The organism is Kitasatospora sp. NPDC034023 (assembly GCF_055575795.1).
This window is the reverse complement of sequence record NZ_JBVIRY010000031.1, coordinates 48,114-72,634: the sequence shown is the minus strand read 5'-3', so window position 1 is coordinate 72,634 and position 24,521 is coordinate 48,114. Positions and strand designations below refer to the sequence as shown.

Here is a 24,521-nt window from a genome sequence, read left to right as displayed (position 1 = left end):
TGCCCCCTTACAGCTACACCGCACGGTCGATTTTGTCGAGGAGCGGTACGATTAACAGCGGGCAACATTGTTGCCGAGGTCTCGATTACGGCCAACCCTTGCCATGGTTCGAGATCTCGCACAGCAGAGACATGAGGGGTCCCCCAATGGAGCAGAACCCTACAAAACAGACACCCCAGCCCCGATGTCGAACGGCGGGGACGGGCCAACCCCACACCCCGGGCTCAATCGACGCCGACTATTCCGGAATTCGCTACGATTTCGGGCAGATCGTCCCGAAGGCACTGGAATCCCCCATCGTAGGAGAGTTGAGCCATCTGCTCGACTCGCTACGGGAGACTGCGGTCCTCACCCTCGAGAAGACGGATCTGCTCAGTCGGGAACTGACTCGGGAGAGTACTCGGAATTCCAGCCAGGACGGTCTTCCGACGCACTGGGGCGAGGAAATCTCAGGCCTGTCCAACATAGCATCGGCCATCAACTCGGAGGTGAATTCCGTACGAAGAGAAATGCTCACGGCCCAGCCGGACGGGCGCCGCCCCCCGGAGACGCTGAAAGAAGCCTTGGCGTCGGTGGAGAAACCCATTCGAGCCGGCGTCAAAATGCGGACGCTCTACCAGCACACCGCCCGGTTCGACGAAGCCACCAAGGAATACGTCAGAGCGGTCTCCGACCTCGGCGTCGAGGTCCGGACCCTGGGCGAGTTCTTCGACCGGCTGCTGATCTTCGATGGTCGTGTGGCCTTCGTCCCGTCCTCACCCAACCGCAGTCGCGCACTGAGGATCACCCATCCCGCGCTGGTCGCCTTCCTGGTCGACAGCTTCGACCGGGCCTGGGACCGGGCTTCCGGCTATCCATTCGTGCCCAACCATTCGGCCCAGGCGGCGTTGGAGGTTCTCCCGGACCTCCGGTCCTCGATCAAAAGGCTTCTGGTGCGCGGCTACTCGGATGCCGCAATCGCGCGCCGACTCGGCATCAGCTCCCGCTCACTCCAGGCACACATCCAGCGGATCAAACAGGACCTCGGCGCGGCCAACCGGCTGCAACTGGGATACATCCTCGCCCGCGAGGACTACACGACAAGTGACCTGTCCCCGGACGGCGTGACCGACCAGACCTGGTCCGCTCCGCCGGAGTAGGCGCCCGTACCGGAACCGGACGGTGGCGCGGACCCGTGCCCGGCCGGCTGTCGACACACGAGGGGTCGACAGCCGGCCGCCGGGGACGTCAATCGAGGAAGCCGCTCCGGTCGTACAGCACCCGGCGGGCGCCGGAACAGCAGCCGGCCCGCTTGGTGCCCAGGAGGTACTCCACGCCGCCCGCGCCGGGGAACCTGCCGGCCAGATCGAATCCGACCCGGTCGAGCAGCGGCTCGACCGTCGCGTCCTGACGGATTCCCACGAACAGCACGCCGTGCGGGACGAGCCGGTCGTGGAAGCCCCGCAGCAACTCCTCGGTGCCGGTGCCGACCGAGCCCAGTGGCGCTCCGTCGCACCAGATGCCGGGAACCACGGCAGGACAGGCGCTCTCGCCGCCCTTCCCGAGCGTCCCGTCACCATGGACCTCGAAGACCGCCACCGACTCGTCGGCGAGCCGGGAGTACAGCCCCTCGCCGGCCGCGTCGCACCCGGGAGCCCGGCCCCCGGCGTACCGCGGGAGCAGCCCGATGAACTGGTCAGCGAATGATTCCATACCTACGCCTCCGTGGATGTTGGTCGGCTAGAGCCCGTCCGGACAGGGCCGCAGGCACGGGCCGGCCCTGTCGACCAGCCGGGCGATCCGTTCGGCCGCGTCGCGCGCCTGCGCGACCGCGACACCGGAGAAGGCCAGTCGCACCGAGGCCGTCGGCATGGCGAACGCAGCACCGGGTGATGCGGACACGCCCGCCTCGGCGAGCAGGGCGAGCAGTTCGCCCTCGGTGCGCGCTCCCGGGTGCCGCCCCGACGCGGCCTCCGGCGTCGGGCACTCCAGGGCCAGCGAGAGGCCGTCACCGTGGAACTCCCAGCCGAGCAGCCCGGCCGTCGCCGTCTCGAAGGCCCGACGTGCGTCGACCGTCGGCTCGATGCACGCGGAGCGCAGGTCCGCGACCACGCGCCGGTTCAGGAAGCCCGCCCAGGCCCGCTGCCACACCGTGCCCGGTGCGCACGCGCGCAAGGAGGCCTCCGGCGGTTCGGCCGCCGGCATGACCGCCCAACCCAGCCGGCTCCCACCGCCGCACAGCTTCGCCAGGGAGGTCACGGTCCAGATCCCCTCGGGGACCGGCCCGGGTTCCACGAACCAGCGGTAGACCTGGTTCAGCACCACCTGATGGCCCGCTCCCGCGAGCGCCGCGAGGGCGTCGAGCTGCCGCTCGTCGAGCGATCTGCCGTCCGGGTTCCGCGCGGGGGTCGTCAGCCACACGGTGGCCGGCTCCGTCAGCTCCCCGACGATCTCCGGCAGCCGCCGCCACGGCGCACGCCGGACGGGTCCGGCCGCGGCCAGGATCTCCGGGATCTCGGAGAAGCTCGGCTGCTCCACCACCGCCGTCCTGGTGCGCCCGCTCCAGGCGGTGGCGAAGGAGCGCACCCCGCCCGTGACCAGGGTCCGGCCCTCCGGGGCGTCGAAGACCTCGCCGAGCCGGTCGAGCAGGGCGCGGTCCCCGAAGGCCGACGGCGTGTTCCAGCGGTCCGCCGCGGCCAGGGCGTCGGCCACGGACTCGCCGAAGCGGGTCACGAGTGCTTCCGGCCACGGCCGCGGCGGACCGGTGAGATCGATCACCTGAGCGCTGCCTGCTCGCGGGCCGTGCGGGCGATGACCGAGGGGGACAGCTCGTAGGAGACGGTGGCCACGAACACCTCGTCGGCGATCCGGACGAAGGTGCCGGTCGGCAGGTCGACCCGCTCCACGTCGGGGTCGTCCGCGATGACGTGGCGCTGTTCCGCCGCCGCCGCGACCTCGGTCTCCGCCGCCGGCGCGGTCCCGTCCAGGAGCCGCTGGGCGAACTCCACCGGCACCAGCCGGACGCAGGTCCACGGGTTCAGCTCGATCGGCGCGGTCACCGTCGAGCGGTCGTCCGCGAGCGCCAGGGCGAGCGGCGTGCGGTAGTAGTCATAGGCGTTCATCGCGATGCTGAGCGCCGTCAGCTTGCCCCGCTCCTCGTACGCGTTGAAGGTGTGCACCACGGTCGCCAGGCAGCGCTGCTCCCAGTCCGGCCGGTCGGGCTGCGGGGCCGGTTCCCAGCTCTCGACGGCCGGAAGCCGGCTCAGCCGGTCCTCCTGCTCCTCGGTCAGGGCGGACGAGGCCTTCAGCTCCGCGCAGATGGACCCGAAGAACGCCTCCAGGCCGGCCTGCTTCAGCCGCAGCGTCAGGCGTTCGACGTCCAGCTCCGGCTGGGAGAGCGCCATCAGCAGGTCGTTGGTGTCCTTCCCGGTCACGAAGAAGTCGCCGGCCGCGTTGTTGACCACGCACGCCAGGTTCTCCTCGACCGGGACGGTGTGCAGCCCGGGCCCGTACGCCGGGAGCGTGGGCGTGAGCCCCAGCCGGCTGGCGTGCCGCACCGAGTAGTCGCCGAAGTGGATGTCCACGTTGAGCAGATCGGTGCCGCCCTCGGGCGCGACCAGCGGGAACTGCCCGTAGAGCAGGCCGTCCTGCGGGTCGAACTTGAACCAGGGCAGCTCACGGTCCAGGTAGACGTAGCCGAAGCCGTCCCGCAGCGCCTGGACGAGCCGGGTGGCGTCGGCCCGGGTGCGCACGAAGATGTCGAGGTCGCTGAAGTCGCGCACCGACTTGTCGGCGTAGCTGGCCCGGGCGCCGAGCCCCTTTCCGCCGAACAGCTCGATGCCCGCCTCCCGACCGATCCGGTCGAGCCGCGCGAGGTTCTCGTCGAGCACCGCGTGCATGTGCCGGATGCTGTCCGCCTTGGGGCGCATCGCGGCCATGCACGCGCGGACCTCGGGGTGCGTGGACTCGAACGGCGCGAGCCGGCGCATCACCAGGGAGCGCATGCGCAGCAGCTCCAGGAAGGCGGCCGCCGCGACGCCGCCGACGGCGTCGATGACCGTCACCGACTCATCCAGGCTGAGCCGCGGCTGCAGGCTCGACAGGCTGCGCAGCGCCAGCAGCTGGTCCTGCTTCATCGACGGGGAGTTCACTGAGCGTTCCTCATTTCATCTGCGGGGAGCCCGTGCACCGCCAGGCTCTGGTTCTTGAACGCCTTGTCGTCGGTCACCTCACGGCCGAACCAGGCCGGCGGCCGGAAGTCCCGTGCCTGCGCCTCGGAAGCGAACTCGACCTCGACGGTGCGCAGTCCGGCCAGGGCCTCGGTGTAGAGGTCCAGATAGGCGGTGTGCTCACCCAGGGCGACGGTGTACCGGTCCTTCACGACCCGTGCGCCCTCGGTCGCGGGCCAGAGCACGGCGAAGTTCTCCTCGCCGATCTCCGTCTCCAACTCGGTGCGCACCAGCCCCGAGCCGCGCTTGAGGCCGAGCACGTGCTTGCCGCCGATGCGCCGCAGCCGGACCTCGGTGCCGTCCGTGGGGGCGGTGAGATAGCCCTGCGCGATGGACCGCGGCTCCCCGCCCGGGGCCGGATGCTCCCCCTCGACGAGGAACTTCCGCTCGATCTCCAGTGCCATGTCCACGGTCTCCCTAGCTGTGGTGTACGGGGGGCGGTACGGGCGCCCGGGTGCCGAGCAGGGCCGGCAGCGCGCTCATCGCCGTGAAGACCACGGTTCCCGGGCCCTCCAGCCGCTCGGCGGGGGTGACCCCGCCCGCGTAGCCGAAGGCACGCATGCCCGCCGCCCGGGCGGCCAGGACGCCGGGCCGGCTGTCCTCCACGACGGCGCACCGCTGCGGGAGCACCCCCATCCGGTCGGCCGCGTGGAGGAACAGGTCGGGTGCGGGCTTGCCCCGCTCGACCTCGCCGGCGCTGAAGATGCGGCCCTCGAAACGGTCGTACAGGCCGGTCCGCCCCAGGGTGTGCCGCATCTTCGGGTGGCTGCCGCTGGAGGCGACGCAGCACGGCAGGTCGATGGCGTCCAGGGCCTCGACCACGCCGTCCACGGCCTCCAGTTCCTCGTCGACCGCCACCCGGTGCAGCTCGCGGAAGCGCTCGTCCCAGGCCTCGGCGGTCGTGCTGCCGAGCCGGGCCGCGATCTTCTCGGCGATCGACGCGGTCGAACGCCCCACGAACTCCTCGATCACCTCGTGCGGGGTCATCGGCCAGCCGTACTCGGCGCCCAGGGCCACGTGGGTACGGACCGCGATGCGCTCGGTGTCGACGAGGACCCCGTCGCAGTCGAAGATGACGAGCTCGACGGGCGGACCGAAGGTCACGTGACGACGCCCTGCCGCTTGAGCAGGTCACGGATGTCGTTGACCTTGTCCGCGCCGAGCCGGCGGTTCCGGATCACCTCGGGGTCCTCCACGGTGTGGGCGTACTGCCACCACGCCTCGCCCGTGTCCCGGTTCATCACCACGAACCGGTCCTTCTCGGCCGGCCCGCGCACGATCAGCGAGGTGGTCTCGGGGACCGCGCCGACCGAGTGCACCAGGGTGTGCCGCAGGACGTAGCCGGTGCCCGGCGTCTCCACGCGGACCAGCGGGGGGGTGAGCTTGCGGGCGTCGGTGTCCGGGGACAGGTCCGGGTAGTCGCCGAAGATGTAGTGGCGGTAGCTGCCGGCCAGGATCCGGGTGCCGAAGCTCCACCGGTGGTTGTGCGGGCGGTCGAAGAACCGCTGGCGGAAGACGTGGAGCCGGACCCGGACACCGCTCGCCTCGTCGTTCACCAGGACGACCCGGTCGAGCTCCTGCAGCCGCTCGCTCTGGACCAGCAGGTCGGGGGTGGCCAGCACGTGGTCGAAGGCGTCGTTGAGCCAGGTGGGAGAGGTCGCGAGCTCCTCGAGCAGTTCGTCGAGCTGCTCGTTCAGCACGGCCATGTCGTTCCAGTCGAGCGCGGCCAGCCTGGCCGGGTCGATCAGCGGCGAGCTGTCAGTGCTCATATCTCTGCACGCTCCTTCTGTTCTTGACGGGCGGCGATCCACCGCCGCGCCTTCTCCTGGATCTTCGGCAGCATTTCGGGCGCTTCCAGCATTCGTGGAAACAGCTCGGGTTCGGTGGTGATGGCCCGCAGCATGAGGTTGACCGTGATGCCGTGCCCGGGCCGGTGGACGATCTCGACCCGGTCGCCGGCACCGACCGTGCCCTCCTCCAGCACCCGCAGGTAGGCGCCGGGCGCTCCGTGCGCGATGAAGCGTTTGACCAGGTCCGGCACGTCCCAGAAGCCGGCGAACACCCGGCAGGGCTTGCGTGGCCGGATGACCTCGAACAGCGCGGTACCGATCCGCCAGCGTTCGCCGATCTCGGCGTTGGTGACGTCCACGCCGCGCAGCGTGAGGTTCTCCCCGAAGTTCCCGGGGGCGATCTCCCGGTCCAGTTCCTTCGCCCAGAAGGCACCGTCCTCGGAGGCGAAGGCGTACACGGCCTTGTCCGGACCGCCGTGGGCCTTGGTGTTGACGATGAGGTCGCCGACGAGTCCGTCGCGGACCGCGGTCACCCGGCGGTCCACCGGCTGCTTGTCGATACCGCTGCGGCCGAGGCCGTACGTCCACCAGCCGGTCCGCTCGACACCGAGGTTGACGGTCAGCAGGACCGCGTCGGCGGCCTGCCCGGCGTCACCGCTCATACGGCCACCCCGGTCTCGACGGTGGCGGGGGCCGTCCGGCGGGTGCGCACCGCGACCAGCCGGTGGGCCAGCGCGGTCGCGGCGACGAGCAGCGCGCCGTACACCAGCCAACCGAGCCAGCCCGCCTGGATCATCGCGACACAGAGCACCGGTCCGGCCACGTTGACCGCCGCCATGTTGAGGTCGAACGCGGCCAGGTACTGCTTGTTGCGCTCCGGCGGGGCCAGTTCGTAGCTGATCGTCCACCAGGCCGGGCCCTCGAACAGCTCGCCCACGGTGAGCATGGCACCGGCCAGCAGGACGGCCACCGTCGCCAGCGCGGCGCTGTGCAGCGCCGAGACGCAGAAGAGCCCGACCATCGCGACGAAGCCGATCATCGCGATCCGGAGCGCCCGCAGGCTGCCGACGACGGTCCTGGCCACCTGTGAGCACCAGTGCTGGAGCACGATGACCAGGGCGGTGTTGATGATGACGACGACGCCCACGGTCCACTTGGGAATGTCGCCGGTCCGCAGCACCCAGAGCGGCAGAGCCACGCTGAGGACGAGGATCGAGCTGGTGAAGACCGCGGAGGAGGCGATCAGCCCGAGGTAGTTGAAGTCGCGCAGGACCGACCAGTCGGTCTTCCTCGACTCCTCCGGCGCCACCGACTTCACCCTGACCGCGTACATCAGGACCGCGCCCACCGCGAAGGTGGCCGCGTTGACCAGCAGACCGGCACGCACCGCTGTCCCGGATCCGGAGCTGAGCAGCAGCGCGCCCACGCTGCCCGCCACCAGGTACCCGATGTTGCGCAGCGCGCGGATCGCCGCGAACATGCCCGTCCGGCTGTCGCCGGGGATCACCACGCCGACCAGGCTCTGCATCAGGCCGTTGCTGCCCGCCCGCAGCGCACCGAGGAGCACGGTGAGCAGCAGCAGCGACACGAAGTCGTGGACCAGGACCAGCCCCAGGTAGACGGCGGCCCGGCCGATCCGGCTCAGCACCGAGTACGGTCCGATGCCGAACCGGCCGGCGAGGGCGCCGGCCGGTACCGCCGCCAGCATTTCGGTGATGCCGCCGGCCGTGAGGACCACGGCCAGCTGGGCGTTGCTGAGGCCCTCGACCTGCACCAAGTAGAACGGCAGGCAGATCACGCTCAGGCCCATGCCCGCCGCGTCGACCAGACCGTTGACACCCAGGATCCGCGAGGTACCCGGGGTGGCGAGGACGTCCCACCAACCCAACAGCGAGAAGAAGGACCTCAGCCGCCCGGTCACTCCAGGAAGCCCTTCGCGCGGAGATCCGTGACGAAGCCGACGACCGAGTCGCGCACCTCGTCGAGTCCGGCCTCGTACTTCTCGGCCGTGCGCGCGACGATCTCCTCGACGCTCAGGCCGACACCGCACTGGGACCAGATGAACGCGCCGACCTGGTTGGTCTCGTAGGCGTCGTGGTAGGTCTCGATCAGGGTGCCGGTGTCCGACCGTCGGGTGAACAGGCCGGTCGTCCGCTTGGGGATCCAGTTCTGCTCGATCATGCCGTCTTCTCCTCGATGCCGATGAGCAGGCGGGTCGCCACCGCGGCGGCGTGCTCCGCCCACTTGGCGGGCGCCTCGTGACAGCCCTTCATGGTGAGCAGCTCCCAAGCCTCGTCCTTGCTGATCTCCGTGGGCTGGGCGGCCAGCACGCGCTTGAACATCCACTTCGGCGAGACGCCGTACTCCCCGTACAGGGCGAGCAGGCCGGCGAGGCTGCGGTTGAACGCCTCCCGCGCCGCGATGACCGCGGCGTGCTCGTCGTTGGAGGCGAGCAGACCGGCCACGTCCTCGAGGAAGCCCTCGGCGTCCAGCTTCTTGGCCTCCGCCAGCCAGGCGCTGAAGGACGACGCGCGGATGGCGTCACGGCGGGAGTTGAACCAGTCGTCGCCGGCGATCGGGGCGCCGCTGGCCAGCCGGTGCAGCATGTCGTGCTCGGACATGCCGATCTCCGGCATCTCCTGGTTCGGCACGCCGTTGGCGAAGCGGCCGATGATCTCGTCGACCTGCTCCTCGCGCCAGATCTCGATGTCGGTGCGGAACGGGCCGAACTCGCCCAGGGTGATCCAGATCAGCGGGTCGGCGGTGGAGATGTGCCGCTCGAAGGTCTCCATGCCGGGGCCGGCGACGAACGGCTCCTTGGAGATGACGTAGAGGTCGAGGTCGCTGTTGGCGTGCGCCCAGCCCCAGATCAGCGAGCCGCTGACGAAGACGCTGGTGGCGTCGGCGAAGGCCGGGTACTTCGCGTGGACGTCCGCCGCCGTGGGCAGCTGGAGTTCGGCGAGCCGGCCCTTGAGCAGGGCCTCGCGTCCCTCGGCGGACGCCTCACGGCCGGTGCCGTACTTGAGCGTGAGTGACGGTGCCTCGAAGGCCATGGGTGATTCCTTTCGATCGAATGAACCGCGGATCTTGCCGGAGCGTCAGTTCAGGTACAGGCCCTGCTCCTCACGCTCCCGGAGCGCCCCGTAGTCGCGGTGCACGTCCGCCGCGTCGGAGGACGCGAGGTAGGCGAAGCCCGGGGAGGACGTCAGACTGGTCGTGACCGGCAGCCGGTGCCCGACGCCCACCCCGGACACCACCGCCGAGCAGCTGACGAGCGCCTCGAGCTCCGTCCGCCAGGCCTGCGACCGGACCTCGCCCGCGACCGGGTTGATGAACGAGACGTTGCGGACGTACTCGGACCACGCGACCCGGGTGTCGTCGAAGGAGCGGAAGGCGGCGGGATCGACGAGCGACATCGCCAGCAGCCGGGTCTGCGACACCCCGCAGTACTTCTCGACCAGCCACGGCAGCGTCGCGCCGCCCAGCCGGGCCCCGGTCTCGATCAGTACGGGGCCGTCCGCGGTGAGGATCACCTCGGTGTGCGCGGCGCCGTTGCCGATCCCGAGCGCGGTCAGCGCCCGGCGGACGTGGTCGACCACCTGCCGGTACTCCGCGGAGCCCACCGGGACGGGCTCCTCGTAGTCGTACACCGGGGACATCCCGTCCCCGACCCGCTTGGTGTACCGCCACAGCTCGGCGATCTTGTGCTCGCCGTCGAGGGAGACGCTGTTGGCGTAGAACTCCGGGCCGAACACCCGCTCCTGGACCAGGGCCGTGATGTTCCGCGCCCCGTAGAGGTTGCGGGCGCTCAGCACCTGCTCGGCGGCCTCGGCCACCTCGTCGGGGGTGCGGCAGAAGTGGACGTTGTCCGAGCCCGCGCTGTCCACCGGCTTCACGACGGCGTCGGTGATCCCGCGGTCGACGCACCACTGCCGGGCCTGCCCGGGTGAGTCCACCCGCAGGCCGAGCGGGGCCCGCACGCCCGCCTCGAGGAGGGTCGTGGCCATGAGCGGCTTGCAGCGCCGGGCCTCGCTGGTCGCCGGATCGTGGCCGGGCGTGCCCAGCAGGCCGGTCAGCTCGTCGGCCAGCAGGACCCCCGACTCGGTGCCGGGCAGCACGGTCGCGACCCCCAGGTCACGGAGCCGGCCGGCCACCCGGCGCGGGTCCGGGTCGTGGCCGAGGTCCTCGACGTAGTTCGACGGGTCGTGGGCCGCGCTGAAGTAGGCCGGCATGTCGGGCTGGCTGGAGACGTGGACGCACTCGGCGCCGTAGTCGCGGAGCTGGGCGACCAGGAAGCGCCCGGTCGAGTAGCCGTCGACGATCCCGAACCGAAGGGTCATCGCTGCCCCTGCCACTCGACGTCGACGTTGGGCACGGCGGGGTCGACACCGGGGAGGTTCATGTCCTCCAGCAGGTGGGTGATCACGGTCAGCAGGTCCCAGCGGTACGGCGCGTCCAGCGGGACGTCCGGGGCCACCGCGAGCACCTCCGCGATGCCGACGTCCGCTCCGGCCGCCTGCCGTCGGGCCAGGTCGCCGGCCGGGCCGGGCACCCGGGCCAGCCGCTGCCAGCTGTTGCCGAGGTCGAAGTCGTGCTCCGGGTGCAGCCGTTCCAGGTCGTCGAAGATGGCGAGGACCTCGGGCCGGGCGTCGTGGCGCGACCGGATCCGCTCGCGCATGAGCTCGCGCCGGGGCTCGTCGCAGAGCACCGCGATCTCGCGGATGACGTCCACCGGCTCGTCGGAGATGTGCAGGAAGTTGAACAGCCCGTTGACGACACCCAGCCGGTGGCGCAGGTGCTCGGGGCGACGCAGCGAGGGATCGGCCGGGCCCTTGAGGGAGTTGAGCCGGACGGCGGCCGGTACGCGGTCGGGCGTCCACTGCTCGTCCCACAGGACCAGGCAGACCGTGTCGGTGCTGGGGAGCACGGCGTCCATCGCCTCGACCCGGTCCCGCGTGGCGATGTTGAACTGGTAGCGCCAGACCTCGCGGATGGTCTGCCGGTTGTGCCGGAAGCGCACCACGTCGAGGGGACGGAATCCGGTGTCGGCGAGCGCGTCGAGCGCGCTGCGGAGCCGGCGCCCCGCGGTCGCCTCCGACTTCAGCATGCACAACGCCACGCCGAGCATGTCCGGCAGCTCGTCGGCGAAGGTCCAACAGCCCTCGCGGAAGTAGCTGTCCAGCGCGTAGAGATCGGCCTTCAGCGGCGACCGGGTGACCTCCTGCCGAACCGTCGGTGGGATCTCGGTGAGCTGGTCCACGGGCGGAACCTGGGCGAGGATCACGTCTTACCTCTCCTGCCGGAAAGCGGGCACGACTGGTCGGGGGGTGGCCAGGCTCTGCGCCAGGAACTCCACCTCGGCCAAGCGCTGGTACGGGTTGGGCTCCGCGTGTCCGGCGAACGGCCAGACCCGGAGGGACTTGGGACCTGCGTAGCGCTCGTAGGCGGCATGGCAGGTGGCCGGCGGGCAGCGGTTGTCCCGCCCGCCGACCGCGAACAGGGCCGGGCAGTGCGCGTGCTCGGCCATGGTCGCGGCGTCGAACCAGGCGATCGTGGCGAGCGCCCGACCGGCCAGGTCCGGGTAGTAGTGGCAGAACCGCAGCAGCTCGCGGTACGGCTGCTGATCGGGCAGCTTCGCCGGATCGACCACCGCGCTCAGGAACGGCGACTCGACCAGCGCAGCCGCCGTGTGCGGGTTCAACGCCGCTGCAGCCAGCGCGAGTTGGCCACCCTGACTGCAACCGGCGACGGCGACCCTGGCGCCGTCGACTCCGGGGTGCAGCCGGGCCGCGTCGACCGCCCGGGCGGCGTCCACGTACGCGTCGCGGTAGTAGTAGTCGTGCCGGTCGAGCACGCCCCGGGTCACGAAACCCGGGATCTGCGGCACGGTCAGCCCGACCGGATCCGGAGTCGCCCCCGGCTTCAGGTTGCTGCCGCCCTGCCCGCGGGTGTCCACCACGAGGGTGGCGTAGCCGACGGCGGGCCACAGCAGCCAGTCCAGCACGTGGCCGCGCCCCTCGCCGTAACCGAGGAACTGGACCACGCACGGCACCGGCTCGTCCCGCCAGCGCGGCAGGACCAGCCACGCCCGGATCCGGTGGCCGCGCGAACCGGCGAACGAGGTGTCGAAGACCGTCACCCCGGCCGCCGGAGTCCGCTCCGGGGTGAACTCCGGCTCCAACGGGTGCCGTTCGGCCTCCGCGAGGGTGTCCGCCCAGAACCGGGCGAAGCCCTCGGGAGCGCCGCCCGGCACCGCGCCGACCTGCGGCGATCCATCAATGCTGGTCAGGGCGGGCCTCCGTCGCGAAGTCCGCCAACAGTTCCTCCAGCAGGCCGCGGCAGTCGCCGCACCCCTGGCCGGCCAGACAGCTCGCACCGATCTCGTCGACGCTCGTCGCACCGCGCCTGATCCAGTCGACGATCTCGTCCTCGCCCACCGCGAAGCAGATGCAGATGCTCGGCGCGGCGAAGGTGCTCACGCGGGCTCACCGCCTTCGCTCCCCTGCCAGGAGTCGAGCATGACGTTGGGGAAGATCCGCTGGATCCCGGGAGTGTTGAACTCGATCGTGTGCGTGATGACCGACAGCAGGTCCCAGTGGTCCGCCGGATCGGCGAAGGCCGACCGGGTCGCCGCCAGCACGTCCGCCAGGGCGATCTCGCCGCCCTTGGCCCGGATCCTGGCCAGCTCGCCGGCGGGGGCGGTCGACTCGGTCAACCGCTCCCAGCTCTTCTCCAGCTCCAGGTCATGGGCCGGCGTCTGCGCCTCCAGGTCGTCGAAGGCGGCCTCCGCCTCGGCCCGCGCGTCGTACCCGGCCCGGATCCGGTCGCGCACCACGTCCCGGCGCCGGGGTCCGGCGAGGATGGACAACTCCCGGATCACGTCGATCGGTTCGTCCGACGTGTGCATGAAGTTGAACAGGCCGTTGACCGCGCCCAGCCGTCGCCGCAGGTGCTCCGGACGGCGCAGCTCCGGCGCGGACGGCCCCTTCAGCGCCGTCAGCCGCACCGAGGCCGGCACCCGTCCCGGCCGCCACTGCGAGTCCTTCACCACCAGCAGGACGGAATCGATGGTCGGCAGCACCAGATCCATCGCGTCGATCCGCTCGCGGGCGGCGAAGTTGAACTGGTAGCGCCAGGTCTCCCTGATCGTCAGCCGGTCGTGTCGGAAGCGCAGCACGTCCACCGGGTGGAAGCCGTTGTCGGCGAGCGCCTGGAACGCGACCCGGTAGCGCCGACCGGCCGCCGCCTCGGGCTTCAGCACGCACAGGGTGACTCCGAGGACGTCCTCCAGCTGCTCGCCGAAGGTCCAGCAGCCTTCCCGGAAGTAGTTGTCCACCCCGTAGAGGGCGGCCTTGGCCGGTGAACGTGTCACCGCCTCCAGGACGTGCCGGGGGATGTCGTGCAGGGGCGCCGTGGTCATGGCAGTACCTCGTTCGAGAATCGATGGCGACGCGAACTCACCTGAGGGCGACGCGGACTCACATGAGGGCGATGCGCCGGCGGTCCGCGGTCACGAGCGACCCGAGGCCGACGGTGGCCGCTCCCAGGTCGATCTCGGGGAAGAAGGTGCGGTAGGCCGTGAACGCGACCAGCCGCCAGATGTCGTGCTCACCGACCCCGAGCTCGCGGACGTTCGCGATCTGCTTGTCGATCGGCATCGTGCCGGCCGCGACGACACCCTTCTCCTGGTACCAGAGCTGGGAGCCCGGCTCCAGGTGCAGGTCCTGGCCGGCCAGTCGGGCGGTGTCGCTGCGGTCGGTCATCAGCATCATGTTCTGCGGGCCGACGATCTCGATCGCCCGCTTGGCGATGGCGTAGTCGACGTGCTCGCCGTCGAAGTTGAGGCAGGCCGCGATGCGGCCGGCGTGCGCGCCGCGCATGATCGCGGCAGGAACGGGCCCGACCTGCTCGTGCAGGTCCGCCAGGTTCCAGGAGGGCAGGTCGTAGCTCGCCAGCAGCGCCTCCCGCTCGGCCTGGGCCTTGCGGGTCCGGAAGGCGTGCTTGATGAGCAGCGGCATCTCGTTGAACAGGTGGTCGGTCACCACGCGCACGCCGTTGTGCGGGCAGTCGGCGGCCTCCGCCGCGCCCAGCACCACCTCCACGCAGTCGGCACCCAGCTGCGGGTCCTCCTTGGCGAAGTGGCCGAGCGCCGGCCGGACCCCGCTCTCGACCAGCCGGGTGACGATCCACTCCAGCGAGGGGTGGTCCGGCGTGAACTGCTCCGCCAGGTAGGAGCTGGACTGCAGCGCGTCCGGCGACAGCATGATGTAGACCAGGCCGAGCTCGCCACAGCTCGCCAGCTTCTCCCACTCCTCCTTCGACGGAGCCCACACGGCGTTCGCCGGGGTGCCGCCGAAGCTGGCCACCAGCGGGCCCTCGAGCGCGACGGCCGGCACGAACGGCAGCTGCCCGTCGGCCCGGAGCGCCGCGTAGCCGCGCATGAACTCGACGAAGGCGTCGAGCCGTTCGCGCCGCAGGTAGAGGGTCGGGATGCAGAGCAGGCCCTCGTCCGAGGCGACCTTGTCCAGCTCGTGGAGGTCGATCTCGGCGAAGTTCGAGAAGTCGATCGGCCCCAGGCCGTGACAGTGCACCTCCACCGGCAGCGCCGGCACCACGTACGGCGCGCCGCTCGGCACCTCGCCGAGGTCACGGTGCACCGCCGCGTCGCCGCGCGTGATGCGGCCGGCGGCCCAGGTGACCTCGGCGTTCGCCGCCCCCTGCGGACCGAGCCAGATCTGCGTCGACCCCAACGTCTCAGCCACGAACGCCCCTTAAATCTCGGATTCCCCGTCACCGGCCGCCCAGCGGGCCGACTCGCAGAGCGGTCAGCGTCCGCGAGCCGCCGCGCCCTGTCCTGAGCGACTGTGATCACGACTGCAGAAGACTCTCGCCGTTCGCCCTGTGCAGGCCAAGCGACCGCAGGGCTCCAAGTTCCGCAATACGGTGAGTCGAGGCGTCGAATACCGGATAACTGCAGTGAATCGTCGGAATTCAGACAGTCACCGGCTGCTTTCGTCCGAGCACCGATGGGGACCGCCGGGCGCGGACGGGAAGGGTAGGCTCCCCCGACATGACGACCCAGCCCACCACCGCGACCGGCACCCCCACCCGGTCAGGCAGCCGGATACTCCTCGTGCACGCCCATCCTGACGACGAGTCAATAGCCAACGGCGCCACCATGGCCCGTTACGCCGCGGAGGGAGCCACGGTCACCCTGATCACCTGCACCCTGGGCGAGGAGGGCGAGGTCATCGGGCCGGACCTGGCCCACCTGACCTCCGACCGCGAGGACCGTCTGGGCCCCCACCGGGCCCAGGAGATCGCGGCCGCCCTGCGCGAGCTGGGCGTGACGGACCACCGCTTCCTCGGCGGACCCGGCCGCTACCGCGACTCGGGGATGATGGGTTCCCCCGGGAACGACCGCCCCGACTCGTTCTGGCAGGCCGACCCCGACGAGGCCGCCGCGCACCTGGTCGAGGTCATCCGCGAGATCCGGCCGCAGGTCCTCGTGACCTACGACCCGGACGGGGGCTACCGGCACCCCGACCACATCCAGGCCCATCGGGTCGCCATGCGGGCCGCCGCGCTCGCCGCCGACCCGGCCTACCGCCCGGAGTCCGGCACGCCGCACGGCATCGCCAAGATCTACTGGAACTGCGTGCCCCGCTCGGTCGTCGACGCCTGCGCCGCAGCCCTGCACACCGCCGGCGCGAACGCACCCTTCCCCGCCGCCGCGGGCCACCACGACATCCCGCGCGTGGTCGAGGACGACGCCGTGACCACAGTCGTCGACGGCAGCGCACACCTGGACCGGAAGCGCGCGGCCATGGCCGCCCACGCCACCCAGATCACCGTGGCGGCCCCGTTCTTCGCCCTCTCCAACAACCTGGCCCAGCCGCTCTCGGCAACCGAGTACTACCAGCTCGCCCAGGGGGATCCCGGCCCCAGCGGCCCCTCCGGCCGCGAGGAGGACCTGTTCGCCGCATTCCCGAGCACGGGACCGTAGAAGAGCCGGGCCCTCACGAAGCGCCGCGCGCCGAACCGCACTCCGCAGAGCAGGACTCCAGGGCGACGGGCCACTGGCGCGGGTCGGCGGCACCTCGGGACCCCTGTGCCGGCCCCTGGCCACCGACCGCCCTCAGGGGTGCCCCTTGGATTTCCCGGCATATAGCCTGGGTTCACGGTCGGCCGGTCGAGTTCTGGGACCCGATGGCAGGCCGACGGTGTGGTTTTGCGGTGTTCAGGCGTTGTGTTGTTTCAGCAGAGGTGTGGGGTCTGGCTATGGCTATGGGCAAGGTCGTCCGGTTCGACGAGGTTCGAGGGTACGGGTTCGTCTCTCCCGACGGTGGCGGGTCCGACGTGTTCCTGCACGTCAACGACCTTCTGGTCGACAAGTCGCTGATCAGCCCCGGCGTTCTCGTGAGCTTCGACCTGGAGGACGGTGACCGCGGCCTCAAGGCCTCGGCCGTCTCCCTCGCGAGCGGCCGGCTGCCCTCCTCACCCCGCACCGACTCGCGTCCGTCGTCGGTGGTCCCCCACGCACCGGCGACGGACGCCCGGATCGACCTGGACGACGGCACCTGCGAGGTGCTCTCCGTCAAGGACTTCACCGACGAGGTCACCGAGGCCCTGCTCGTCAGCGCCCCGGCACTGACCGGTGAGCAGATCCTGGACGTCAGGAAGCGCCTGGTGCGGATCGCCGTGGACCACGGCTGGGTGGAGTCGTAACGGCCGCCATCGGTCGAGAGCCGACCGGGGCACGGAAACGTGCCCCGGTCGGCTTCGTCATCGGGCCCTTCCACGGTGTGCACCGGATCGGAGCGAGAGGCGGGGACGGCCGCAAGACCGCCCCCGCCGGTGGCACGCCGTCAGCTCGCTGTTCTCCTCCGCCGACGCCGACGCCGACGCCGAAAGATCAGACCGCCGTGGCGAGTGCCCGGGCGGGCTGCGTCTGCTCGTAGGCGTGGCCGACCCGCAGGAGCGTGGGCTCACCGAGGGGCCGGCCGAGCAGCTGCATGCCGATCGGCAGGCCCGCCGTGTCCTGGCCCACCGGAACGGTCAGGGCGGGCAGTCCGGTGATGTTGGCGGGGGCGCAGAGCCGCACGTAGGCGTCGGAGACGCTCTCGGCCGTGCCGTCCGGCCAGGTGACCGTCGTCTCGTCGGCCCCGACCGCGGGCATCGGGACGCTCGGGGCGGCGATCACGTCGACCTCCTCCAGCATCCGTGCCCACTCGGCACGCATGAGCGTGCGGGAGCGTTGAGCGCGCAGGTAGTCACCGGCGCTCATCAACTCGCCTGCCTCCAGGAGGATGCGGACGTCCTCCTGATACAGCTCGGGGACCGCTCGCAGGCTGCCCTCGTGGTAGGCCCCGGCCTCCGGCACCATCAGGCCCCACTGGGTGGCCTGGATGTAGCGGGTCATCGGGATGTCGACCTCGACGAGCCGTGCGCCCAGGGACTCCAGCTGCCCGATGGCGTGCCGGACGGCGGTCTCCACGCGCGGGTCGACGTTGTCGAAGTAGTAGGTGCGGGGCAGCCCGATGCGCAGCCCCGTCAGGTTCGTGCCGGCACCGGGCCGGTAGTCCGCGGCGGGCACGGACAGCGAGGCGGGGTCGCGCGGATCGTGTCCGGCCAGCGCGGTCAGGACCAGGGCCGCGTCCTCGACGGTGCGGGTGATCGGACCGACGTGGTCCAGCGACCAGGACAGGGAGGTGACGCCGTGACGGGGGACGAGACCGTAGGTCGGCTTGAGGCCGACAACCCCGTTGAGCGCGGCGGGCACCCGGATCGACCCGCCGGTGTCGGTGCCCAGGGCGAAGGTCGCGGTGCCCGACGCGACGGCGACCGCGGAGCCGCCGCTGGAGCCACCGGCGACCCGGCCGCGGTCCCAGGCGTTGCGGGTCTGCGGGGTGGTCAGGCCGAACGCGAACTCGTGGGTGTGGGTCTTGCCGAGCAGGATCGCGCCGGCTGCGCTCAGACGCGCGGCGACCGTGCTGTCCGCTGTCGCGCGATGGTCGGCACGGACCCGGGAGCTGGCCGTGGTGGGCATCCCGCTGACATCGATCAGGTCCTTGAGCCCCATCGGGATGCCGTGCAGCGCTCCCCGGTAACGGCCTTGCGCCACCTCGTGTTCGGCTTCGCCCGCAGCCCGGCGTGCCTGCTCCGCGGCGACCGTGACGTAGGCGCCGAGGGACGGCTCCGCCTTCTCGATGCGATCGAGGACGGAGTCGACCAGTTCGACGGGGGACAGTCGCCGGTCACGTATCGCGTCCGCGGCGGCGGCGAGGGAAAGCTCATACGGCTGCATCGTGCTTCTCCTCTACGACGCGGTAGGCGGCGGCGGGCGGGACGTCCGCGAAGTCCAGTTCGCGCAGGACCGCGACGACGCTGTGGATGTGGTTGGCGACCGCGGCGACCGCGGCGTGGCGCTCGGCTGGCAGCGCAAGTCCGGCGCGGGCGGCCCAGCGGGCGGCCTCCGGCGGTGTGAGTTCGACGGCGGGCATGGATGTTCTCCCTCTCGGTGGAGGTTGGGGCGGCGGAGTGGCCGACGCCCTGTAGGCCGAGGATTCGTTGTGGACAGCCGAAGGCGCCGCGGCAGTTCGGCGGCCCGCGCGGGACCGGCCGAGCGGCACCGGCCGCGTGATCAGGCCGGGCGATCGGGCCGGGTGATCAGGCCGCGATGGTCGGGGTCTCGACGCCCGGCTCGGCGAGCAGCCGGTAGCGGCCGTTCTCCCGGCGGACGGCGCCGGCCGTGGGCTGCGGGAAGTGGGTGCCCAGGAGCAGCGCGTCGGTGTCCGCGAGCGCGTCGAGTATCCGGGCTCGGGTGCGGACCGCCTGGGCGGAGTCGATGTCGACGCAGCTGTGCACGTGGGGGTGGGACAGCTGCACGGGGTGGTGGATGCTGTCGCCGGTGATCAGGGCGCGGCGGTCGCTGCCGCGCAGTTCCACGGCGACCTGCCCCGGGGTGTGGCCGGGGGCCGGGACCAGGAGGACGCCGGGTGCCACTTCGTGCCCCTGCTCGGGCACGTCCACGAGGTGGTACTGCCCGGCGTCGCGGACGGGGGTGACGGAGTCTCGGAACATCTGGCGGCGGGCCTCGTCCAGGTCGGTGGCGGCCCAGTGGTCCCATTCGGTCCGGCTGGTGAGGTAGCGGGCGTTGGGGAAGGTGGGGACCCAGTCCCCGCCGACGAGGCGGGTGTTCCAGCCGACGTGGTCGGTGTGCAGGTGCGTGGTGATCACCAGGTCCACCGACTCGGGCGGGAAGCCGGCCGCGGCCAGGCGCTCCAGGAAGTCGGTGTCGAGACCGTTCCAGGCCGGGTTGGCGCGTGGCTTGGCGTTGCCGATGCCGGTGTCGACGACGATCCGCAGTCCGCCGGCCTCCACCGCGAAGCTGTGGCTAGCCAGCCGTGGGACCTCGGCGTCGGCGAAGTCGGGGCGCAGCCACGACGCCTCGTCCAGCACCTCCTTGGTGGCGTCCGGCAGCAGCCAGGGGCCGGTCTCCCGAGGCAGTTCGATCTCGTCGACGCGGCGGAGGGTGATGTCGCCGAGGCTCCACCCCGTGCTGGTGGAGGTGGCGGCCTGACGGGGCGTGACGGTGCTCATCGTGGGGTCCTTTCGGGTGGTGCGGGTGCGGGAAGGCGGAGCTCGGTCAGGCGGTGCGCGGCCGCCGCACGCCGCGGACGAGGCCGACCAGGGTCAGCAGGACGACGGTCGCGGCGTAGAGCGAGACTGCGGTCTGCAGGCCGTACAGGTTGGTGAGCAGACCGGCGAGGACGGCGGGGATGCTCATCGCCAGGTAACTGAGGACGTAGTAGGCGGCGAGCGTGCCGGCGCGTTGGTCCGGGGCGGCCGGGGGGAGCAGGAGGCGCAGGGCGCCCTGGGTGACGGCGCCGAAGCCCGCGCCCGCCAGGGCGGTGCCGGCGAACAGCGCGGGCAGGCTGTGCAGTCGGGGGCTGCTCAGGGTCAGCAGGGCTCCCGGGATCAGGAGCGCGCTGCCGGCGAGGCTCACCGTGCGGGCGGGCAGCGCCCGGGCGGCGTGGCCGCCGAGGCCGGCCGCGGCCGTCATGGTGAGGAAGACCAGGCCTCCGGTGGCGCGGCTCGCGTGCGGGGCGATGAGCCGGGCGAGCGAGGGGCCGAGGGAGGAGTAGAAGCCGCCCAGCGCCCAGGCGGCGACGACGCCGGGGGCGAGAAGCCTCATGGCCGGGCGGGAGGCGGGGGCGACGGCAGTGCCGGGACGCAGCGAGCGCCACGCGCCGGAGTGGGGATGTGCGGTCTCGGTGGTGAGAAGCACTGCGGCCGCCTGCGCGGTGAACAGCAGGAGCAGCAGCAGGTAGACGGTGCGGGTGGGAGCGGGGGCGAACTGCACGAGGGCGGTGGCAGCCAGCACCCCGACCGCCATGCCGGCCACGGGGGCGATGCCGTTGGCGGCGGTGGCCCGTCCCGGGCGGTCGCGGTCCTCGAAGTCGAGCAGGGCGGCGCCGGCGGCGCTGGTGGCCACGCCGGTGGCCAGGCCCTGCAGGATCCGGGCGGCGATCAGCGCCGGCACCCCCTGGGCGGTCGCGAAGACGGCCATCGCGGCGCCTTCCGCCAGCAGCGCCCCGGCGAGGACCGGGCGCCGGCCCAGGTGGTCCGAGAGCGTGCCCGTGGTCAGCAGTGCCGCCAGCAGGGCGAGCGCGTAGGCGCTGAACACGACGGTCAGCGTCATGGCCGAGAAGTGGAATGCGGTTTGGTAGAGCGCGTAGAGCGGGGTCGGTGCGCTGGAGGCGGCCAGCAGGCCGACCAGGACCGAGGCGTGGAGCCGGAAGGCACCGCGGTGGCTCAGCAAGGGCAGGCAGCGGGGGCGGGACGGCAGGGCTGCAACGCTGAGCATGGAGCACCTCTCACACCTAAAGGCAAACGCTTTGCATTAGGAAGAGTAGGCCCCGGGCCACTCGAAACGCAAACTTTTAGCTTTTAGAAGCGGAGGGTGCGGAGGGAGCGGAACTCCGGCCGAGCGCCGTCGCCACGAGGCGGTCGGTGTAGGCCGCCGACAGATCCGAGGGACGGAACAGGATGCGGTACATCAGGGGGGCGACGACGACGTCCAGCAGGGTCTCCACATCGGGCACGGCCTCCCCCCGCCCCGCCGCGCGCACACCGATGGCCTTCAACTGCTCGGCGGCGTAATCGGAGCAGCGAACCGCGTTGCCCTGCTCGGGGTCGCCCAGCAGGGCGTCGCGGATGTACGTGCGGCCCGCCGTCGAGGACATCTCGTCGGCGAACTGCGCCGCCCATGCCCCCAGGTCCGCCCGGAGGCTGCCATGGTCGGCCGGCGGGGTGTCGGGGCGCAGCCGCTCGACGGCCACGTCGGACAGCAGTTCCCGCAGGTCCCCCCAGCGCCGGTAGACGGTGGACGGCGTCACTCCCGCGCGGGCGGCGATCAGGGGCACGGTGAGCGCGTCCCGCCCCACCTCCGCTTCCAGATCCCGGACGGCCTGGTGCACGGACTGCTGGACGCGGGCGCTGCGCCCGCCGGGGCGTGTGGTCGCTCGGGCACTCATGCACACAGCTTAACGCGAAGAAGTTGCGTCTGGGCCGAGCAGACCCCGGGGCCCTGTCCGGGCCCGCACCGCCCCGGCTGTGCGAGCGATGCGGGGTCCATGGGCAGTCCGGCCCAGCGCCGGGGGCCCGCCTGGCGATGCACGTACGGATGGGGGGCACCCCCGGCCGGGAGCCGGCGGCGCCGCGCGCTGATCCGGCCCGATCCGTGCGAGAGGGCACGTCGAGCGTGACAGCCACTTCCTCTCGCTTTTCGGATGTTGCGCCATGACGACGGCGCGCGCCGATGCGCCGGGACGGGGCCGGCCTCGTGTCGCCTGGTGGGAATGTGGCTCAGCGGGCGCTGCCGAGGTTCCGGTCGGTGTCGGCGCCTTCGAGCATGAGGGTGGTCTCCTCGATGCGGCGGAAGCGGCCGTCGGCGGCGAACTCGGCGAAGAGGTAGACCTCCATGCGGACGGTGGAGCCGTCGGTCTTGGTGACGGTCATGGTGTGGCGGTCGGCGTAGAGGTTGCCGGTGGTGAGTTCCTCGTGGACGTCGACGGAGCCGCCGGCGACGACCGTGCGCAGGTGGGCGATGTGGGCGAGGAACTCGGTGCGGTCGGCCCACTCGCCGTCGGTGCGCTGGCGGTAGTCGGGGGCGAAGTGCCGGTCGGCGGCCTCGCCGAGGTCGAGGCCCGGGGTGAGGAGCAGGTCGGTGAGGGCGGCGCGGGCGTCGGTGTGGTTCATGGGGATTCCTTCGGTTGGGTGCGGGCGTGGCCCGCCCCTGGGTCAGTCAGGGGATGCGTGCCTTAAGCACGCTTCTGACTGTACCAGGAAAAGCGTGCGCCAAGCACGCTAATCTCGAGAGGTGAAGAACTCGACGGGACACGACATCGCCGACGCCCTGGGACTGCTCATGCGGCGGAGCACTCGCGCCCGCCTCCACACCCAGCTGACCGAGGGGCTCGGGGAAGCGGTCGACGACCTCACCTACCCGATCCTCAGCGGCCTGGCCCGGACCGGAGCGTGCAGCGCCGCCGACCTGGGCCGCGAGATCGGACTCGACCGCACCACCGTGACCCGTCGCGCCGACCGGCCGGAGCAGGCCCGCCTGCTCCGGCGCCACCCCGACCCGGCCGACGGCCGCGCGACCCTCCTCGCGCTCACCGAGGAGGGCCACACCATCGTGTCGGTCACCAGACAGCGACTGGCGGCCGGCATCGCGGCCTCGCTCGCCGCCTGGCCACAGGCGGACGCCCAAGCCTTCGCACGCCGGCTGCGCCGCTTCGTCGACGAGGGCCCGTTCGCCCCCGAACGCCACTGACGGCCACCGGCGCAGGCCGCCGGGCAGCAGGCATCGGGCTCACCTCGGTTGGGCGCCACCACCTCCACGAAGCGGCGCCAGCTGGCGGCTGAGCCTGAGGACGTTGTCGATGAGCCGAGGGTCGGCGCTTCCGCGGAAGGCGGGAACGGGGTGGGCCTGGGGGCCGATGAGCAGGCCGGTCCTCCCGTCGAGCGAGGAATCGGTCGCGGCGAAGACGGACGGACGGGCGGCGACGGAGGCGGGGCCGGCGGTGGAACGCTCGAAGGTCCGTCGGACCAGTGGCCACAGCAGACGCAACCCCGGGGAGACGATCTTCGGTGAGGCCATGGTGCCGTTGGTCATGTCGGTGGCGGCGCCGCCGGGGTCGGCCGCGAAGACCGTGATGCCGGTGCCGCGCAGCCGCTCGGACAGGTGCAGGGTGTAGGCGAGGTTGGCGAGCTTGGCGCGGCCGTACCAGTGGAAGCCGTAGTAGCCACCCGGCGGTTCGACCGCATCGAAGGCGCGCTTGGCGACCCTGATCGCGCCTGAGGTGACGTTGACGATCCGGCTCGGCCCGCCGGCTCGGAGCTGATCGAGCAGCAACTCGGTCAGCAGGTACGGCGACAGGTGGTTGACGGCGAATGACGCCTCGATCCCGTCGACCGTCTGCCGCCGCTGCGTGAACATCGCGCCGACGTTGTTGACCAGCACCTTCAGCGGCCCCTCGTCCGCCAGCTGCGCGGCGAGCGCTCGTACCTGGTCGAGCGATGCGAGGTCGGCGGCCACGAAGCGCGGAGCGGCTCCGGTGGCGACCGCCGTGATCCGCTCGATGGCGCTTCCACCGCGCTCGGCGTCGCGGCCGACCACGGTGACGGCGAGCCCGCGCGCCGCAAGTCCCATCGCGGTTTCGAGGCCGATGCCTCCGGTCCCCGCCGTCACCACTGCCCGTTGGACCACAGGTCCGCCCTCCCACGTTCCACATATTCGGATAGCTATCCGCTTCGATGGGCACGCTAGCACAAGCGGATAGTCATCCGGTTGTTGGTGGGTGGGACGAACCGGCCGACCCCTCGGGACCGGTCGGCGGACGCCGGGGGGCGCGCTGCCGTCAGCGCGGAGAGCGCAGCCCCTGAAGAAGGACGTCGAGGTAGAGCCCGCGACGCGCATGGTCGCTGTCGCCGGAGCGCACGGCATGCTCGACGCCGCAGAGCAGGCGGCGCACGTCGTCCGCCCGAATGCCGCCCCGGATGGCACCGGCCAGACGTGCGCGGTCCAGCAGCTCCGCGACGGCACGGTCCAGCTCGGCCTTCATCTGCGAGGTCTGCGCCTCGGCATCGCTCGCGGACTCCAGCACGGCCGCGAACCCCGGATCGTCCAGCGCGTGGTCGAGAGCGAAACGAAGCAGCCGGTGCAGGCCCGCAAGCGCGTCCTCGTCGGCGGCGGCCGCCTGCGCCTCGTCGACCAGTTCCCGGAAGCGGTCCGCCGACAGCGCCTCCACCAGCGCATGGCGGTTGGGGAAGTGCCGGTACACGGTCCCCACGCCCAGGCCGGCGAGCTTGGCGATGGCGTTCAGCTGAAGGGAGTCGTCACCGACGGCCAGTTGCTCGCGGGCGACCTGCAGCACCCGGGCCCGGTTGCGCGCAGCATCGGCCCGCAATACTGGCCCCTGCCCCGCTCTCGGTGTCACGGCCCCAGCATAAGCGG

28 protein-coding genes are annotated in these 24,521 nt (G+C 71.6%); 4 read left to right on the top strand and 24 right to left on the bottom strand.

Annotation, left to right across the window (positions count from 1 at the left end):
• The first annotated feature begins 308 nt into the window (after positions 1-308).
• Positions 309-1,139 carry a helix-turn-helix transcriptional regulator gene (locus tag ACZ52R_RS32565; RefSeq protein ID WP_465754641.1) on the top strand — a complete coding sequence of 277 codons (831 nt, stop codon included), beginning with the start codon at positions 309-311 and terminating at the stop codon, positions 1,137-1,139.
• Positions 1,140-1,227: 88 nt separating this feature from the next.
• Here ACZ52R_RS32565 and ACZ52R_RS32560 read toward each other — a convergent pair whose 3' ends face one another.
• The 16 genes from ACZ52R_RS32560 to ACZ52R_RS32485 are packed head-to-tail and all read right to left on the bottom strand — an operon-like array spanning position 1,228 to position 14,760.
• Positions 1,228-1,692: a hypothetical protein gene (locus tag ACZ52R_RS32560; RefSeq protein ID WP_465622134.1), complete on the bottom strand. Its 465-nt coding sequence runs from the start codon at positions 1,690-1,692 to the stop codon at positions 1,228-1,230.
• Between the two features lie 27 nt (positions 1,693-1,719).
• Positions 1,720-2,712: an aminotransferase class I/II-fold pyridoxal phosphate-dependent enzyme gene (locus tag ACZ52R_RS32555; RefSeq protein ID WP_465664547.1), complete on the bottom strand. Its 993-nt coding sequence runs from the start codon at positions 2,710-2,712 to the stop codon at positions 1,720-1,722.
• Positions 2,713-2,753: 41 nt separating this feature from the next.
• Positions 2,754-4,130 (bottom strand): hypothetical protein, encoded by a 1,377-nt coding sequence (locus ACZ52R_RS32550; protein ID WP_465754640.1) that lies wholly within the window; start codon positions 4,128-4,130, stop codon positions 2,754-2,756.
• The gene (locus ACZ52R_RS32545) at positions 4,127-4,612 is read right to left on the bottom strand and encodes a CYTH domain-containing protein (protein ID WP_465622138.1); all 486 of its coding nucleotides are present in this window, start codon (positions 4,610-4,612) and stop codon (positions 4,127-4,129) included. The genes ACZ52R_RS32550 and ACZ52R_RS32545 overlap by 4 nt, the downstream gene beginning before the upstream one ends.
• 13 nt (positions 4,613-4,625) lie before the next feature.
• Entirely contained in the window at positions 4,626-5,312 is a 687-nt protein-coding gene (locus tag ACZ52R_RS32540; RefSeq protein WP_465622139.1) for an HAD family hydrolase, read from the bottom strand.
• Positions 5,309-5,977, bottom strand: coding sequence for a hypothetical protein (locus ACZ52R_RS32535; RefSeq protein WP_360509210.1), 669 nt, complete (start codon positions 5,975-5,977; stop codon positions 5,309-5,311). Before ACZ52R_RS32535 ends, ACZ52R_RS32540 begins: the two co-directional genes overlap by 4 nt.
• Complete coding sequence (locus ACZ52R_RS32530) at positions 5,974-6,660, bottom strand: MOSC domain-containing protein (protein ID WP_465622141.1); 687 nt, start codon at positions 6,658-6,660, stop codon at positions 5,974-5,976. The genes ACZ52R_RS32535 and ACZ52R_RS32530 overlap by 4 nt, the downstream gene beginning before the upstream one ends.
• Positions 6,657-7,919 (bottom strand): MFS transporter, encoded by a 1,263-nt coding sequence (locus ACZ52R_RS32525; RefSeq protein ID WP_465754639.1) that lies wholly within the window; start codon positions 7,917-7,919, stop codon positions 6,657-6,659. Before ACZ52R_RS32525 ends, ACZ52R_RS32530 begins: the two co-directional genes overlap by 4 nt.
• Positions 7,916-8,179, bottom strand: coding sequence for a PqqD family protein (locus tag ACZ52R_RS32520; RefSeq protein WP_360509204.1), 264 nt, complete (start codon positions 8,177-8,179; stop codon positions 7,916-7,918). Before ACZ52R_RS32520 ends, ACZ52R_RS32525 begins: the two co-directional genes overlap by 4 nt.
• Positions 8,176-9,051 carry a hypothetical protein gene (locus tag ACZ52R_RS32515; protein WP_360509203.1) on the bottom strand — a complete coding sequence of 292 codons (876 nt, stop codon included), beginning with the start codon at positions 9,049-9,051 and terminating at the stop codon, positions 8,176-8,178. Before ACZ52R_RS32515 ends, ACZ52R_RS32520 begins: the two co-directional genes overlap by 4 nt.
• Positions 9,052-9,096: 45 nt before the next feature.
• Positions 9,097-10,338, bottom strand: coding sequence for an ATP-grasp domain-containing protein (locus tag ACZ52R_RS32510; protein ID WP_465622144.1), 1,242 nt, complete (start codon positions 10,336-10,338; stop codon positions 9,097-9,099).
• Positions 10,335-11,282 (bottom strand): hypothetical protein, encoded by a 948-nt coding sequence (locus tag ACZ52R_RS32505; RefSeq protein WP_360509199.1) that lies wholly within the window; start codon positions 11,280-11,282, stop codon positions 10,335-10,337. Before ACZ52R_RS32505 ends, ACZ52R_RS32510 begins: the two co-directional genes overlap by 4 nt.
• A 3-nt stretch (positions 11,283-11,285) precedes the next feature.
• Complete coding sequence (locus ACZ52R_RS32500) at positions 11,286-12,251, bottom strand: acetylxylan esterase (RefSeq protein WP_465622146.1); 966 nt, start codon at positions 12,249-12,251, stop codon at positions 11,286-11,288.
• A gap of 22 nt (positions 12,252-12,273) precedes the next feature.
• Positions 12,274-12,477: a (2Fe-2S)-binding protein gene (locus tag ACZ52R_RS32495; RefSeq protein WP_360509196.1), complete on the bottom strand. Its 204-nt coding sequence runs from the start codon at positions 12,475-12,477 to the stop codon at positions 12,274-12,276.
• Positions 12,474-13,418, bottom strand: coding sequence for a hypothetical protein (locus ACZ52R_RS32490; protein WP_465664544.1), 945 nt, complete (start codon positions 13,416-13,418; stop codon positions 12,474-12,476). Before ACZ52R_RS32490 ends, ACZ52R_RS32495 begins: the two co-directional genes overlap by 4 nt.
• Positions 13,419-13,476: 58 nt before the next feature.
• Positions 13,477-14,760, bottom strand: coding sequence for an amidohydrolase family protein (locus ACZ52R_RS32485; RefSeq protein ID WP_360509192.1), 1,284 nt, complete (start codon positions 14,758-14,760; stop codon positions 13,477-13,479).
• Positions 14,761-15,068: 308 nt separating this feature from the next.
• Here ACZ52R_RS32485 and mshB point away from each other — a divergent pair, with 308 nt between their 5' ends.
• A complete protein-coding gene (gene mshB, locus ACZ52R_RS32480) occupies positions 15,069-16,004 on the top strand; it encodes an N-acetyl-1-D-myo-inositol-2-amino-2-deoxy-alpha-D-glucopyranoside deacetylase (RefSeq protein WP_465754638.1) in 936 nt (311 codons plus the stop codon).
• A 275-nt stretch (positions 16,005-16,279) separates the two neighbouring features.
• On the top strand, positions 16,280-16,726 hold the full coding sequence (locus tag ACZ52R_RS32475; protein WP_465622152.1) for a cold-shock protein: 447 nt from the start codon (positions 16,280-16,282) through the stop codon (positions 16,724-16,726).
• Positions 16,727-16,913: 187 nt separating this feature from the next.
• Here the strand turns inward: ACZ52R_RS32475 and ACZ52R_RS32470 are convergent, their stop codons facing one another.
• The 6 genes from ACZ52R_RS32470 to ACZ52R_RS32445 all read right to left on the bottom strand — a co-directional run bounded on the left by ACZ52R_RS32470 (position 16,914) and on the right by ACZ52R_RS32445 (position 22,261).
• On the bottom strand, positions 16,914-18,305 hold the full coding sequence (locus ACZ52R_RS32470) for an amidase (protein WP_465664541.1): 1,392 nt from the start codon (positions 18,303-18,305) through the stop codon (positions 16,914-16,916).
• The gene (locus tag ACZ52R_RS32465) at positions 18,292-18,501 is read right to left on the bottom strand and encodes a hypothetical protein (RefSeq protein WP_465754637.1); all 210 of its coding nucleotides are present in this window, start codon (positions 18,499-18,501) and stop codon (positions 18,292-18,294) included. Before ACZ52R_RS32465 ends, ACZ52R_RS32470 begins: the two co-directional genes overlap by 14 nt.
• 166 nt (positions 18,502-18,667) lie before the next feature.
• A complete protein-coding gene (locus ACZ52R_RS32460; RefSeq protein WP_465754636.1) occupies positions 18,668-19,600 on the bottom strand; it encodes an MBL fold metallo-hydrolase in 933 nt (310 codons plus the stop codon).
• Positions 19,601-19,646: 46 nt separating this feature from the next.
• Positions 19,647-20,867: an MFS transporter gene (locus tag ACZ52R_RS32455; protein ID WP_465754635.1), complete on the bottom strand. Its 1,221-nt coding sequence runs from the start codon at positions 20,865-20,867 to the stop codon at positions 19,647-19,649.
• Between the two features lie 76 nt (positions 20,868-20,943).
• Positions 20,944-21,537 (bottom strand): TetR/AcrR family transcriptional regulator, encoded by a 594-nt coding sequence (locus ACZ52R_RS32450; RefSeq protein WP_465754634.1) that lies wholly within the window; start codon positions 21,535-21,537, stop codon positions 20,944-20,946.
• 331 nt (positions 21,538-21,868) lie between these two features.
• Positions 21,869-22,261 (bottom strand): nuclear transport factor 2 family protein, encoded by a 393-nt coding sequence (locus tag ACZ52R_RS32445; RefSeq protein ID WP_465754633.1) that lies wholly within the window; start codon positions 22,259-22,261, stop codon positions 21,869-21,871.
• Between the two features lie 121 nt (positions 22,262-22,382).
• On the opposite strand from ACZ52R_RS32445, the gene ACZ52R_RS32440 reads away from it, so the two are divergent.
• On the top strand, positions 22,383-22,838 hold the full coding sequence (locus tag ACZ52R_RS32440; protein ID WP_465754632.1) for a MarR family winged helix-turn-helix transcriptional regulator: 456 nt from the start codon (positions 22,383-22,385) through the stop codon (positions 22,836-22,838).
• 39 nt (positions 22,839-22,877) lie between these two features.
• Here ACZ52R_RS32440 and ACZ52R_RS32435 read toward each other — a convergent pair whose 3' ends face one another.
• Positions 22,878-23,774: an SDR family NAD(P)-dependent oxidoreductase gene (locus ACZ52R_RS32435; protein WP_465622167.1), complete on the bottom strand. Its 897-nt coding sequence runs from the start codon at positions 23,772-23,774 to the stop codon at positions 22,878-22,880.
• 151 nt (positions 23,775-23,925) lie between these two features.
• A complete protein-coding gene (locus tag ACZ52R_RS32430) occupies positions 23,926-24,441 on the bottom strand; it encodes a TetR/AcrR family transcriptional regulator (protein WP_465622169.1) in 516 nt (171 codons plus the stop codon).
• Positions 24,442-24,521: the final 80 nt, after the last annotated feature.